This is a genomic window from Mesobacterium hydrothermale (genome assembly GCF_035818635.1).
GTDB lineage: Bacteria > Pseudomonadota > Alphaproteobacteria > Rhodobacterales > Rhodobacteraceae > Mesobacterium_A > Mesobacterium_A hydrothermale.
Genome location: NZ_JAYLLH010000008.1, coordinates 109955 through 123771 on the forward strand (window position 1 = coordinate 109955; position 13817 = coordinate 123771).

The 13817-nt window shown below is 63.4% G+C and carries 14 protein-coding genes; 3 read left to right on the top strand and 11 right to left on the bottom strand.

Features of this window, described 5'->3' with window-relative positions:
• Positions 1-121: 121 nt before the first annotated feature.
• From VK792_RS07965 to VK792_RS08015, 11 genes are all read right to left on the bottom strand, one after another.
• Entirely contained in the window at positions 122-2476 is a 2355-nt protein-coding gene (locus tag VK792_RS07965) for a TRAP transporter large permease (protein WP_326296931.1), read from the bottom strand.
• Between the two features lie 15 nt (positions 2477-2491).
• On the bottom strand, positions 2492-3430 hold the full coding sequence (locus VK792_RS07970; protein ID WP_326296932.1) for a TRAP transporter small permease subunit: 939 nt from the start codon (positions 3428-3430) through the stop codon (positions 2492-2494).
• 112 nt (positions 3431-3542) lie between these two features.
• Positions 3543-4631 carry a TRAP transporter substrate-binding protein gene (locus tag VK792_RS07975; protein ID WP_326296933.1) on the bottom strand — a complete coding sequence of 363 codons (1089 nt, stop codon included), beginning with the start codon at positions 4629-4631 and terminating at the stop codon, positions 3543-3545.
• A gap of 212 nt (positions 4632-4843) precedes the next feature.
• A complete protein-coding gene (locus tag VK792_RS07980; RefSeq protein ID WP_326296934.1) occupies positions 4844-5572 on the bottom strand; it encodes an alpha/beta fold hydrolase in 729 nt (242 codons plus the stop codon).
• Positions 5569-6417, bottom strand: a complete 849-nt coding sequence (locus VK792_RS07985; RefSeq protein ID WP_326296935.1) for a class III extradiol dioxygenase family protein — start codon at positions 6415-6417, stop codon at positions 5569-5571. The genes VK792_RS07980 and VK792_RS07985 overlap by 4 nt, the downstream gene beginning before the upstream one ends.
• A 12-nt stretch (positions 6418-6429) precedes the next feature.
• Entirely contained in the window at positions 6430-6789 is a 360-nt protein-coding gene (locus VK792_RS07990; RefSeq protein WP_326296936.1) for a protocatechuate 4,5-dioxygenase subunit alpha, read from the bottom strand.
• A gap of 57 nt (positions 6790-6846) precedes the next feature.
• Positions 6847-7737, bottom strand: a complete 891-nt coding sequence (locus tag VK792_RS07995; RefSeq protein ID WP_326296937.1) for an amidohydrolase family protein — start codon at positions 7735-7737, stop codon at positions 6847-6849.
• The gene (locus VK792_RS08000; protein ID WP_326296938.1) at positions 7734-8783 is read right to left on the bottom strand and encodes a 4-oxalomesaconate tautomerase; all 1050 of its coding nucleotides are present in this window, start codon (positions 8781-8783) and stop codon (positions 7734-7736) included. The genes VK792_RS07995 and VK792_RS08000 overlap by 4 nt, the downstream gene beginning before the upstream one ends.
• Positions 8784-8930: 147 nt before the next feature.
• On the bottom strand, positions 8931-9605 hold the full coding sequence (locus VK792_RS08005; protein ID WP_326296939.1) for a 4-carboxy-4-hydroxy-2-oxoadipate aldolase/oxaloacetate decarboxylase: 675 nt from the start codon (positions 9603-9605) through the stop codon (positions 8931-8933).
• 11 nt (positions 9606-9616) lie between these two features.
• Positions 9617-10096, bottom strand: a complete 480-nt coding sequence (locus VK792_RS08010; RefSeq protein WP_326296940.1) for a cytochrome b — start codon at positions 10094-10096, stop codon at positions 9617-9619.
• Complete coding sequence (locus tag VK792_RS08015; protein ID WP_326296941.1) at positions 10096-10833, bottom strand: PIG-L deacetylase family protein; 738 nt, start codon at positions 10831-10833, stop codon at positions 10096-10098. Before VK792_RS08015 ends, VK792_RS08010 begins: the two co-directional genes overlap by 1 nt.
• Before the next feature lie 114 nt (positions 10834-10947).
• On the opposite strand from VK792_RS08015, the gene VK792_RS08020 reads away from it, so the two are divergent.
• From VK792_RS08020 to VK792_RS08030, 3 genes are all read left to right on the top strand, one after another.
• A complete protein-coding gene (locus tag VK792_RS08020) occupies positions 10948-12147 on the top strand; it encodes a LysR family transcriptional regulator (protein ID WP_326296942.1) in 1200 nt (399 codons plus the stop codon).
• 397 nt (positions 12148-12544) lie between these two features.
• Positions 12545-12934 (top strand): protocatechuate 4,5-dioxygenase subunit alpha, encoded by a 390-nt coding sequence (gene ligA / locus VK792_RS08025; protein WP_326296943.1) that lies wholly within the window; start codon positions 12545-12547, stop codon positions 12932-12934.
• On the top strand, positions 12934-13815 hold the full coding sequence (locus VK792_RS08030; RefSeq protein WP_326296944.1) for a class III extradiol dioxygenase subunit beta: 882 nt from the start codon (positions 12934-12936) through the stop codon (positions 13813-13815). The genes ligA and VK792_RS08030 overlap by 1 nt, the downstream gene beginning before the upstream one ends.
• The last annotated feature ends 2 nt before the right edge of the window (positions 13816-13817 follow it).

Below are 13817 nucleotides of genomic sequence, written 5' to 3' on the forward strand. Positions count from 1 at the left end.
CTATTTTGGCGGTTTCACCCATACGGCCAGCAACATCGGAAAACGCAAGCCGACGACAACCGCGAAGAGACAACGGCCCGGGCGATGCCCGGGCCGTCAAAAGCTTTCAACGGAACCGCGATCAGTTCGGCATCAGATCCGGCACGATGGTCACGATGCCGGGGAAGAACCAAAGCATGGCAAGCCCCAGAACCTGGATCATCACGAAGGGAATGACCCCGCGATAGATGTGCCCGGTCGTCACCTCTTTTGGTGCCACGCCACGCAGATAGAACAGCGCAAAGCCGAACGGCGGCGTCAGGAAGCTGGTTTGCAGGTTCACCGCGATCATGATGGTCACCCATTTCGGATCGAAATGCGCACCATAGATCACCGGCCCCACGATCGGCACCACGATGTAGATGATTTCCAGGAAGTCGAGCACGAAGCCCAGGATGAAGAGGATGATCATCACGATGATGAACGCCGCCTCGGGGCGCTCAAAGCTCTTCAGGAAGGCCTGGATGTAATGCTCGCCCCCGAAGGAAATCACCACGAGGTTCAGCAGTTGCGATGCGATCAGGATGGTAAACACCATGCTGGTCACCTTCGCGGTTTCCCGCACCGCCGGTGTCAGAACCCCCATCTTGAACAGGACCCAGCAGCTGAACAGCAGACCGAACCCGGCATAAAGATAGGCGCCGTAGGCGACAAAGAAGAAGAACCAGCTTTCAACCGACACCTGATCCTGGTTGATCCGCAAGTCAAAGTTGATGCCCACAAGGATCATGATGATCACGGCGAATGTCGAGAACAGGATGACCTTCGGGCTGCGGTCGTTTTCACGCAGCTTGCGGTAAGCCGCAAGCATGATGGCACCGGCCGCCCCAAGCGCCGCTGCGGGCGTCGGGTTGGTGATACCGCCAAGGATCGAGCCCAGCACCGCAACGATCAGGACCAGCGGCGGGAACACGACGCGGATCAGTTCGTTCTGCGCCAGCCGGGAGGCGGCATGTTTCGCCCCCCAAAGGGTCAGAACCCAAGGGATCAGCATCAGGAACACCGTCGCTCCGGGCGAGGTTTGCGGCCCGATCAGCAGCGTGTCGACCAAGAGGCCAAGCACGATGCCCCCGGCGCCCACCATCAGCGGAATCGGGTCAGACGACGGCGACACGCCACGCCCCAGCGCCAGGATGATCCCCATGATCACTGCCAGGATTGCAATACCGGTGCCAATCGGCGCGGCATTGTCGATCTTGGCCTGACGCGCGGCGACCAGCTCTTCTTCGTTCAGGCGGTGGCTTTGCTGGACACCGCCGGCATCGTCGATGGCTTTCTGCTCGGCAACGGCGGTATCCCAGGCCTCTTGCCCGTGCAGTTCGATCATCGACGCCTGGCATTGCTCACCGACATTGGTGCGCAGGCTGGCGGCGTCGCCGATATCAGAAAAGCTGTCGACGACCAGCGACTGGTTGCCCACAACATTCACCTGCGCCAGCAGCATGGTGCCCGCGATCAGCGCAACGGGAATGCCCAGGTACCAGGTGAACGCCTCGCTCCGGGTGACAGGTTCGCCGGTGCTCGCGGACATCTGCACCGGCGGTGCCTTGGACGGGTTCAACATGGCGAAGCCAAAGGCATAGGCCGCGTAGAGTCCTGCCAGAAGAACCCCCGGCAGTAGCGCGGCCTGGAACAGCGTCCCCACCGAGACAACCGCCGGCTCACCCAGATAGGTCAGCGCATCGGTACAGCCCGCGGCCTGTGCCCGCGCCTCTTGCGCGGCAGAATACAGGTCACCCGCCAGCGTTCCCAGCAGAACGATCACGATCGACGGCGGGATGATCTGCCCCAGCGTACCAGACGCGGCGATCACGCCGGTGGCCAGTTCCGGCGAATAGTTGTTGCGCAGCATGGTTGGCAGGGCCAGCAGCCCCATGGTCACCACGGTGGCCCCCACGATCCCGGTCGAGGCCGCAAGGAAGGCCCCCACCACCACAATGGACACCGCCAGACCGCCCGGCAGCGGACCAAAGACCCGGGCCATGGTGTTCAGCAGATCATCTGCGATCTTCGACCGTTCCAGAACGATCCCCATCAGCACGAACATCAACACCGCCAGCAGCGTTTCGATCGACTGGCCCGCGATCACCCGTTCGTTGATCCGGTTGACGATGAAGGACACGTTGCGATCCATCGCCACTTCCCAGCCACGCGGGAACACGTGCTCGGCAAGTCTTGGCAAGTCCGGGTAGGTAAAGACCGAGATTTTGTCGGGCTTGATCCCGCTGGCGATCAGCGCGTTATAGGCATCCGACGACGTGTCGATTGCCTGGTGGATCAACAGGCCGGCGCTGTCCAGCGTGGCGATGATCCCAAAGGAAATGGCCCCCGCGCCACCGATGGCAAACGCCACCGGAAAACCCGACAGAATGGCCGAAAAGAGCGTGAGAAAGACGATGATCAGGCCGATCTCGACGCCATCAAGTCCGAATAGCATGTGTCAGTCCCCGCCTCAGAATTCCGCGTGGTCGTAGGCTTCTTCACCAGCCTCGAGCACGTCTTTGTCCAGATATTTACCTTCCGACGCTTCGCCCTCTTTCCATTCAAGGTAAGAGCGCCAGAAAAACGCCATCGCCTGCAGGAAGATCAGGCCGCAAAGCGCGACGATCAGGATCTTGAAGATGAAGTAGGCGCTGAAGCCGTTCGGGCTGAAGCCGATGGTTTCCACGTTCCACTTCAGCAGCCGGGCCTTGCGTTCCAGCAGTTCCAGCTTGTCCGAGGCCGAGATCTTGGGCGTGATAAGGTGACGCCACATGAAGAACCACGAATACATCCAGATCAGCGTCGCCATCGGCATCATGAAGATCAGGCTGCCGACCATGTCGATCACGCGCTTGGTGCGGAACTTGACCGCAGAATAGACCAGGTCAACCCGCACATGCCCGCCCTGCACGAAGGTGTAGGTCAGGCAAAGCGCCACCACCATGGCGTTATAAAGCTTCAGTTCCTCGGCGTACCACGAGATGTCGAACTGCAACGGAATGCCAAACCCGAACGAAATGTCGGGCCGGGTGAAAATCCGCTGCATGAAGACGATGACCACCTGCTGCAACACCATCAGCAGCCCGGCCCAGGCAAAGGTGCGGCCCAGCGTGTTGGCCAGGAATTCCAGCCCGCGCACCATGCCCCACATGAAGCTGTTCTTCCACATGCCGATGGCCGTCAGAACCAGGAACGTGGTGAAGACAACGTAGAAGAATTCAACCGACCCGCCATAATAGGCAAACCGCATGAGCGCGAGCGGATCGTTCCAGTTCAGCCAGCTGGCCGGATGCGTGATGGCGTAGCCGAAATTGTAGAAGGCCATGCCGATGTTGGTCAGGACCCAAAGGATGCCGTCGCCAAGGGCGGCAAAGGCTTCGCCCAGGCTGACCGCGCGGACCTCATCCATGTGTTTTCCCCCAAGGACCCCTCCCGGGTCCGCTAAGCATTGTCAGGACTTGCCCGAGCCGAAAGGGCCCCTGCGGTGCAAGGGCCCTTCCGATTTCAAGCGCTGGCGAGGATCACTCGCCGCCCAGCACGCGCACGCGCTGTGCAACATAGAAGCCGTCCGACTTGTTGATCCAGCTTGCCGACTTGGCCAGCGAGGCTTCGAACGAGGTGCGGATCTTGGCGAACAGTTCGTCGTTCATGTTCTCGTCCATGACCTCTTTCGAGGCGGCGCCGAACGCATCCCAGACGTCGTCCGAGAACTGAAGCGTCTTGACGCCCTGCGCCTGCAGACGGGCCAGTGCGGCACCGTTGTTGGCCAGGGTTTCCGACAGCTGGAAGAACGTGGTGGCCATCGAGGCGACGTTCAGGATCTGCTTGTGCTTTTCGCTCAGGTCGTTCCAGACATCCAGGTTGACCGAGGAGGACAGCGCCGAGCCCGGTTCGTGGAAACCGGCGGTGTAATAGATCTTCGCGACTTCCTGGAAGCCTGCGCGCTCGTCGGCCATCGGGCCAACCCACTCCAGACCGTCCAGCGCGCCCGAGGACAGCGCCTGATACAGTTCGCCGCCGGGGATGTTCTGCACCGATGCGCCCAGCTTGGACAGCACCTTGCCACCCAGACCCGGCATACGGAATTTCAGGCCGTTGAAGTCGGCGGCCGACGCGATTTCCTTGCGGAACCAGCCACCCGACTGCGACCCCGAGTTACCGGCCATCAGGCCCTTCAGGTTGAAGATCGAGCCCAGTTCGTCATGCAGTTCCTGACCGCCATCCTGATAGTACCAGTTGGTGACTTCCTGCGCGGTGCCGCCGAACGGCACGGCGGTGAAATAGGCATAGCCCGGGTGCTGACCGATGAAGTAGTAGTCGGCCGAGTGATACATGTCGGCCTGGCCCGACGACACGGCGTCGAACACTTCGAACGCACCCACCAGTTCGCCCGGTGCCTTCTTGTCGATGGTCAGTTCGCCATCGGACACGGCAGCGACATACTGCTCCAGGTAGCTGGCGGCATCATCCAGAACGGCGAAGCCACGCGGCCACGACGTGACCATGGTCAGAGTCCGCTTGCCCTGTGCATAGGCCGGAGCGGCCAGCGTGGACGCGGCGGCGGCGGCACCGCCAACAGCAGACGTTTTCAGAAAAGAACGACGATCCATATTTTTCCTCCCGTTTATGTGGATGCGCGAAACGCAAGCGTCCGCGTTGCGCGCGGATCGTTGAAGTGCCGCGACGGTAGCGGCAGCATTCAGCAGATGGAATACCCACTGCTACGGATTTTGGTGATTTTCGCGGTCGCCAACGGGCGCATGGGCCGTTTTTCTGCGCCCCGACAGCCTGTCGCCGGGCCCGACGCGCGCCCGTGTGGGTGTCAGCGCGCCGGGAAAAGCCCCTTGCGCCGCATCCAATCGGCAATCACGTTGGCGGTTTCGACCGGTTTTTCGATCGGCAGGAAATGCCCGGCCCCCTCGATCACCGCGACCTCCGCCTCGGGGGCCATGGCGGCGATCTCGTCATGATGAGAGACCGGGCTCCAGCGGTCATTGCGCCCCACGGACAGCAGGATCGGGCAATGGACCGCCGCAAGATAGGCCCCGGCATCAGGCCGGCCCATCAGGGCCCGGATCTGCGCCTCGTGCACCTGCGGCCCCTTGGCCAGCACCATCTCGCGCAGTGCACCCATCAGCACATAATCGCCGTGGCGGCTGTCATCCACCATCGGCGGCAACCACGCATCGCACAACGCGCCCATGTCGGCATGGCCCTGCGCGATCTTGGCTTCGCGCGTTGCGGTTTCCCCCTCGGCCAGCGGATGATGCCCGGTGTCGGCCAGAACCAGCCCGCGCATGCGATCGGGCGCGATCCGGGCCATTTCCATGCCCACGCGCCCACCCATCGAATGCCCCAGCACGATCAGCGGACCGTCAACGGCCGCCAGCACCCGCTCTGCCATGCCGGTGATCGACGCCGGCCCGTCGACATCCGCCGCGTACCCGCCAAGGCCCAACAGCGCGCGTACCGGCGCCCAGACCCGGGCATCGGACAAAAGGCCGGGGACGAAGACCAGCGTCACATCCCCGGCGGTTTTCAACAGGCTCACGCCGCGCATTCCAGCAGCAGGGTCCCTGCCCCGGTGTTCGAGATCGGAATATGGTAGTTCCGAGTGATCTCGGTCACGTCATCGCCAAGAGCGCCGCGCATCATCAACCACATCAGGAATTCGGTGCCCTGCGCGCCGGCCTTTTCGACCAGTTCCTGGCGGGTGATCTTGGTCAGCTCGTCGGGATTGTGCACGATGTTGTCCAGGCAATACTGGTCGAACTCCTTGTTGATGAAGCCCGCCCGCGCACCGTCCAGCTGATGGCTCAGCCCGCCGGTGCCCAGCACCACGATCTTGGCATCCTCGGGGAAGGACAAAAGCGCGCGGCGCAGCGCGCGGCCAAAGTCCAGCGCCCGCTTCAGCGTCGGGATCGGGTGTTGTACGGTATTGGCCGAAATCGGTACGGCGCGCGGCATGTCTGGGTTGTTCGGCGCCCCCGGCCAGAACAGCTGCATCGGCACCACGAACCCGTGGTCGACCGGCAGTTCCTGGCAGGACGTGATGTCGAATTCATCCGCCACCATGGATTCGATGATGTGCCACGACAGTTCCGGCGCCCCGGGGAACGGCGGCAGTTCGGGCAGGCCCCAGCCTTCGTCCTCGTTGCGGTATTCATGCGCCGCGCCGATCGCGAAGGTCGGCATCTTGTCCAGGAAAAACCCAAGCCCGTGATCGTTGTAAATGTTGATCACATAGTCGGGCTTGTTGTCCTTCACCCAGGCATGAACCTTGGGATAGCCATCGAAAAACGGCTTCCAATAGGGATCGTCATACAGTTCCTGCTGGATCGCATTGCCCACGGCAGGGATGTGCGAGGTGGTGATGCCGCCAAGAATTTTTGCCATGATCGTAACCCCTTATGCCTGGCTCTTCAGGAATTCTTTGAACTCCTCGGTGGTCCGGCCGGTTTGCAGCCCGCCGACGTCCTGCACTGACAGCTTGAAGATGCCGGCCAGCTTGGCGAGGTAGTAGATATTGCCACCCGCCGCGATCATCCCCAGGATATCGCTGTTGCGGATCGCCTGTTTCTGTTCCTCGTTCAGGCCGTATTTTTCCATCCACGCTTCGGGATCGGCCTTGAACGCCTCGCGGTTCACGGCCTTGTTGAAGTCATAGCACATCTTGTTCAGCGCATAGCCCTTCATCGCCTGCTTGCCATCGAAGATGGTCGTGCCGGGGATGTCGAGGTGATAGTCGTAACCGGGCAGGTCATGCATCGGTTTTCCTCCTGATCTATGCCTTGTCGTCCGGGTTTCGCCGGGCAGGCAAAGCGGTCACGCCCAGTACAGGCGCATCGGGTTGTCCACGAGCAGCTTTTGCTGTTCTTCGCGGGTTCGCGCGATTTTCGGAATGAAATCCACCAGATTGCCGTCGTCGGGCATATGCGATTTCATATTGGGATGCGGCCAGTCGGTGCCCCACAGTACGCGGTCGGGAAACCGTTCCACCACCGCCCGGGCAAAGGGCACCACGTCGTCATACTCCGGCGGACCGGATTTCGACAGCCGTTCCGGGCAGGTCACCTTGGACCAGACCCGCGGGTTGTCTTCCATCAGTTGCAGAAAGCGCTGGAAATCGGGGTGATCGACCCCCTTCTCCACGTCCGGACGGCCCATGTGGTCGACCACGATGATGGTTGGCAACTGGTTGAGGAACGGGATCAGCTCCTCCAGGTCCTGGCCCTCGAAATAGACCACGATGTGCCAGCCCAGGGGCGCGATCTTCTCGGCAATGCCCAGGAACACCTCTTTCGGCGTCGCATCCACCAGCCGCTTGACAAAGTTGAAGCGCACCCCGCGCACCCCGGCCTCGTGCATCTGCTGCAACTCGTCCAGGGGGATATCGGCGCCGACGCTGGCGATCCCGCGCGCCAGGTCGCCGGCGCTGCGGCAGGCATCGACCATGGCGCGGTTGTCCTTGCCGTGGCAGGTCGCCTGCACGATCACGTTGCGGGCAAATCCCAGATGATCGCGCAGCGCATAAAGCTGATCCTTGCCCGCGTTGCAGGGCGTGTATTTCCGCTCCGGCGCGAAGGGAAACTCGGGCGACGGCCCAAAGACGTGGCAATGCGCATCCACGGCCCCCTCGGGCAGCACGAAATCGGGTTTCTTGGGGTTGGGGTGAAACACCAGCCAATCCGCGTCCATCACCTGTTTCTCGCTCATGCGAAGACCTCTCCATCCATCAGTTTGCGCGCGGTGCGCAGAATTGCCGCCTCGGCCACAAGGCCCGTGTCATCCAGCGTGGCCACCACGGTCATTTCGCCGGTCGGGTGCTCCACCGACAGCACCCGTTCGCGGCCCACGCCGCGGTCTGCCATGTCATAGCCCACGGCCCCCGGCGTCAGGCAGGCGGTGGCGACGGAAACCGCCCCCAGCACGCCGATCGTCTTGTGGCAGCGGTGCGGAATGAACGTCCGCGTGCCGATTGCCCCACCGTTCACTGCGGGGCTGACCATGGTCATCTTCGGCACCGATTTCGCCGCCACGTCACCCAGGTTCATCCGCGGCCCGCAGGCCAGCCGGATCGCCTCCAGCCGTGCCCGCAGGTCGGCGTTGCCTTCCAGCTCCTCCGGCGTCTCTTGCCCGGAAATCCCCATGTCTGCCGCGCGCAGGACGACACAGGGCATGCCGTTGTCGATCATCGTCACCTCGACCCCCGCAACCACGTCGACCACGTTGCCCGTGGGCAACAAGGCCCCGCAGGACGACCCGGCGGTGTCCTGGAACGCAATCGGCACCGGCGCCGATGTCCCCGGCACCCCGTCGATCCGCGCCTCCCCCGCATAGCTGACCTTGCCGCCCGGGGTCTGCACCCGCGCCACCGCCACCTGGCCGGTATTCTCCATGAAAATCGTCACCGGCGTCTCGCCGTCCTGTGCCGCCACCAGCCCGCGCTCGATGGCGAAGGGCCCGACACCGGCAAGGATGTTGCCGCAATTCTGCGCGTCGGTCACGATGGCCTGATCGACGAACACCTGCAGGAACAGGTAATCCACATCGACCCCCACCCGTTCCGAAGCTTCCACCACCGCCACCTTACTGGTCAGCGGATCGGCCCCGCCCATCCCGTCGATCTGGCGGATATCCGGGGATCCCATCACCCCCAGCAGGAATGCGTCCCGGTCGGCCACGGCCACCAGGTCTTCGGCCAGGAAATACCCACCTTTCGAGGTCCCCCCCCGCATCCACATGCAGCGCACTGCGTCCACCAGCCCGATCTCCTCATCATCTTGCCGAAAATATCCCGGGGGTCCGGGGGCAGCGCCCCCGCACGCGCGCCAGCGCGCCCCGATCGGATCGCGCCAGCGATCCGAAACCTCTCATCCCGCCGGATCGCGCCTGCGATCCGAGCCGCGTCACAGGTATTTCAACCCTTTCTCCGCCAGGCGTCCGCGCATGTCATAGATGTCCAGCCCCAGCTCTCCCGCCGCCAGCCGCGCGCGCTTGGCAACCTCCGCCTCCTCGCGCTTCTGCGCCTTGACCAGCACGTCCTCGGCCTCTTCACGGCGCACGACGCACACCCCGTCATCATCGGCGACAATCACATCGCCGGGGGTGACCAGCGCCCCCGCGCAAACCACCGGGATATTCACCGACCCAACGGTTTCCTTCACCGTGCCCTGGGCAAAAATCGCCTTGGACCAGACCGGAAACTGCATCTCTTCCAGGTCCATCACGTCCCGCACACCGGCATCGATGATCAGCCCCTTGACGCCCCGTGCCTGGGCCGAGGTCGCCAGAAGGTCGCCGAAATAGCCGTCTTCACAGGGGCTGGTCGGCGCCAGCACCATGATGTCGCCGGCCTGACACTGTTCGATGCAGACATGCACCATCCAGTTGTCCCCCGGCGGCGCAGAGATCGTGACCGCGCTCGCCGCCAGCCGGGTGCCGCGATAGATCGGCCGCATGTAGCTGGCCATCAGGCCCTTGCGGCCCTGCGCCTCGTGCACGGTGGCGACACCGCATTTTCCCAGCGCCGCGACCACCACGGGATCGGCGCGCTCGATGTTTTGAACGACTACTCCGCCCATCTCATCCTCCCTCAGAACATCCGCTTGGGCACATCGGTCTTCCAGACCAGCTTGTGTGCCGCCACCGCGCCGACGTGGATCACCACCAGGGCGATCAGGATCGGTTTCATGATCTCGTGCACTTCGCCGATGCTGCCGCTGGCGGTGAACCAGGCCACCATCCCGCTGACCGGCATCAGGATCATGATCGCGTAAAGCGCCAGGTGCCCGACGACCGCCAACTTCTTGAACAGTTCCGGTTCGTTCTCGGGGGCCGCAGGCGCGCCCAGGCGGACCTTCAGCGCCATCCGCCACAGCGCGAAGACCAGAACGCCCGCGCCCATCGCGATATGCCCGATGACAACCCAATTGTAGTCATAGACCCCGTCCCGGACGACCCCGCGAAAGGCGCGGCCGATTTCCTCGAACAGGGTATAGTTCAGCGCGATCATTCCCACGACCGCCCAGTGCAGGACCTTTTGCAGGCCCGTGTATCCCGCCGCGACCTTCATCAGTCCAACTCGTCCACGGTGCGCGGGAAAATCGCCTGGAAGCCCTCGGCATAGCGGCAATCGCGCCCGCCCGACATGCCGCCAGAGTTGCGGCGGAAATGGTTGCCGCGGTTCTGGGCGACGTTTTCATAGAAGTGCCACAGGTGCTCTTGGCCCTGCATGCACTGGATCGCGGCCCATTTCTTGTCCCACACCGGGGTGATGTCCAGGAACACGTTGGGCTTCCATTCCATCTGTTCGGTCTGGTGCGGCTCGAACAGGTACAGCTGCGGCGCGCCCAGCACCTTCTGGCCGGGGTTGTGGCCCCAGGCCTGCGCCACCATCCGCGCCTCCAGCGCGAAATCGGTCGTGCGCATGTGGTCGGTGTTGTAGGGGTCCCATTTCGAATGGCTGAACATGAACTTGGGCTGCACTTCGCGGATGATGTCGACCATCTGCTCCAGCGTTTCGCGGCCCAGGTCCAGCGGATAGTCGCCGCGGTCCAGGAAGCGGATATCGGTCACCCCCAGCGCGGCGGCGGCGTTCTCGGCCTCTTCGCGGCGTGCGGCCTTCACCCGCTCCAGCGTCATACCGTCCTGTTTCCAAAGCTTGGCGCTTTCGCCGCGTTCACCGTAGCTTAGGCAAACGACGGTAACGTCGTAGCCCTTGGACTGGTGCAGCGCGATCGCACCGCCCGCCCGCCAGACGAAGTCGGCGGAATGGGCGCTGATCACAAGCGCGGTTTTCTTGTCGGACATGGGTTTCTCCCGGTTTCTTGGGCGGTGTCTTTGCGGCGGAGATTGCATAAAACCATCGGGTTTGCCTATTTCGATTAAGGCCGGTAGCATAAGTTTTCGCTATTAGGGTCTGCCATGGACTTCCCCAACCTTCGCCACATGCGCGTGTTCCAGGAGGCGGTGCTGAGCGGTTCGGTTTCCGAGGCCGCGGCGCGCTGCCACCTGTCGCAACCCGCCGCGACACAGGCCATCCGCAAGCTGGAGTCCGAGCTGGGCACCACGCTGCTGGTGCGGCGGATGCGGCGGTTCGCGCCGACGCCCACCGGGGCGCTGTTCGTGCGCCGGGTCAGCACGGCGCTGGAACACCTGGCGCAGGGCGCGCGCAACGCGACGCGGGGCGGCAAGGGGCGCGCGGGGTTCGACCGGTTGCTGACGGCGGCGCAGCTGCGCGCGCTGATCGCCATCGCCGCCACCGGCAGCTTCACCATCGCGGCGCGCTCTCTCGACCTGTCGCAACCGACGATTCATCGTGCTGCGCGGGGGTTGGAGGACCTCTGCGCCTTGCCGCTGTTCCGGGCGACACCTTCGGGGGTGGAACTGACGCCGGCGGCGCAGACCTTTACCCAGAGCGCCAAGCTGGCGCAGGCCGAAATCCGGCAGGGCATCGAAGAAATCGCGGCGGAACTGGGGGATACGCGCAGCACCTTCCGGCTGGGCAGCCTGCCGCTGGCGCGGTCCACCATCGTGCCGCGCGCGACCCACGCGCTGATCACGGCCAACGCGGGCGTGCAGGTGCGGGTGATCGACGGACGGTATACGGAACTGCTGCGCAGCCTGCGCGAAGGCGATCTGGACTGCCTGATCGGGGCCCTGCGCGACCCCGCCCCGGCCGAGGACGTGACGCAGGAACCGCTGTTCCGCGACGCGCTGGTGGTGGTGGCGCACCCGTCGCACCCGCTGGTGGGGCGACACGGGCTGACGCTGGAAGATACCCTGTCTTTTCCGTGGGTTGCGCCGCCGCGTGAAACCCCGGCGGGGCAATACCTGTTCGACACGCTGCGCATTCAGGACCTGCCGGAAACCCCGGTGCGGGTGGTATCGTCATCGCTGGTGATGCTGCGCGGGATGCTGGCCGAGGGGCCCTATATCTCGCTGATTTCCCGCCACCAGATCGCGATCGAGGCCGCGGCGGGGAATTTCGCCGCGCTGGATATCGCGCTGGAGGGCAGCGCCCGGCCCATCGGGCTGACCTATCGCACCGGGTGGCGACCAACGCGGATGCAGCAGCGCTATCTTGACCTGCTGCGGCAGGCATCGCGCGGCCTGGGGGAATAATCCGTCTATTCAGACAGGCTATGACCGGCGGCTGCCCGCAGGTGGTCAGATTTTGTTAACAAACTGAATTTCATCAGCAAACCCGGCATGCACATTGTATGCACATCCTATGCACAATCCATGCGCACAAGGATGCGCCTGCCGATGCAGCACACCGGGCGACACCAAACCGCCAGACGGCGAAACATGTGCCCACCCTGGCCGCCCCCCTCGCCCCCCGCACCAGTCGCCGGGCCGCCGGACCACCGTGTCCGGACGCACCGCCCGCACGCCCCCTATAGCAATTTCCAATACACTCACGCGCCTTTCAATTGGGCCAGCGCGGCCCCAGTTGCTACCTCTCTGCCACGAGAGAGGACCGGCTGGCCGCGCCAGCCCAACCGACAAGGAGTGCCAAATGGAAAAAGACTACGAGGACATTCCCGGCACCTTCGTCTTCGACGCCGACCGGTCGCGCGAGGGCTATCACCTGAACCAGTTCTGCATTTCCCTGCGGCTGCAGAAGAACCGTGATGCCTTCAACGCCGACGAGGAAGCCTATCTGGACAAGTACCCGATGACGGCGGACCAGCGCGAGGCGGTGCTGAAGCGCGACTGGAACCGGCTGCTCGAACTGGGCGGGAACATCTATTACACCTCGAAACTGGCCGCCAACGACGGGATCAACTTCCAGAACCTTGCCGGGATCATGACCGGCATGGGCGTCGAGGCCTATCGCGACATGATGCTGCACGGCGGCCGGTCGATCGAGGGCAACCGTTACAAATCTGAATGGGAGGACGAGTGATGGCACGGATCATCGCCGGCGTGGGCTGTTCCCACGTCCCCGCAATCGGTGTCGCCATGGACACGCATATCACCGATCAGCCCTATTGGCAGCCGGTCTTCAAGGGGTTTGAAAAAAGCCGCGCGTGGATGAAGGACAACACGCCCGACGTGATCTTCCTTGTCTACAACGACCACTGCACCGCGTTCGACGCATCGTGCATCCCGACCTTCGCGCTGGGGGCGGCAGCGGAATTCCAGCCCGCCGACGAAGGCTGGGGCCCGCGCCCTGTGCCGGTGGTGAAGAACCACCAGAAACTGGCGAGCCATATTGCGCAGTCGCTGATCCTGGACGAATTCGACATGACCATCATGAACGAGATGGAGGTCGACCACGGGCTGACCGTACCGCTGTCGGTGATGTTCGGCGACAAGACACCCGAAGACGACTGGCCCTGCCTTGTGATCCCGCTGGCGGTCAATGTGGTGCAGTACCCTGCCCCCACCGGGAACCGCTGTTACAACCTTGGGAAGGCCATCCGCCGCGCGATCGAAAGCTATCCCGAAGATCTGAACGTGATGATTTTCGGCACCGGCGGCATGAGCCACCAGTTGCAATACAAGCGCGCCGGCCTGATCAACCCGGAATGGGACAACGCGTTCCTTGACCGGCTGACCAGCGACCCGGTGGGGCTGAGCCAGATTCCCCATGTCGAATACCTGCGCGAAGCCGGGTCCGAAGGCGTGGAAATGGTGATGTGGCACGTCATGCGCGGCGCGCTGGAAGACAACGTGGTCGAGGTGCACCGCCATTATCACGTCCCCGCGTCGAACACCGCCGTGGGCCATATCATCCTGGAAAACCGTTCGTATCACGACGCCCGCAAGATCGCGGCGGAATAGGA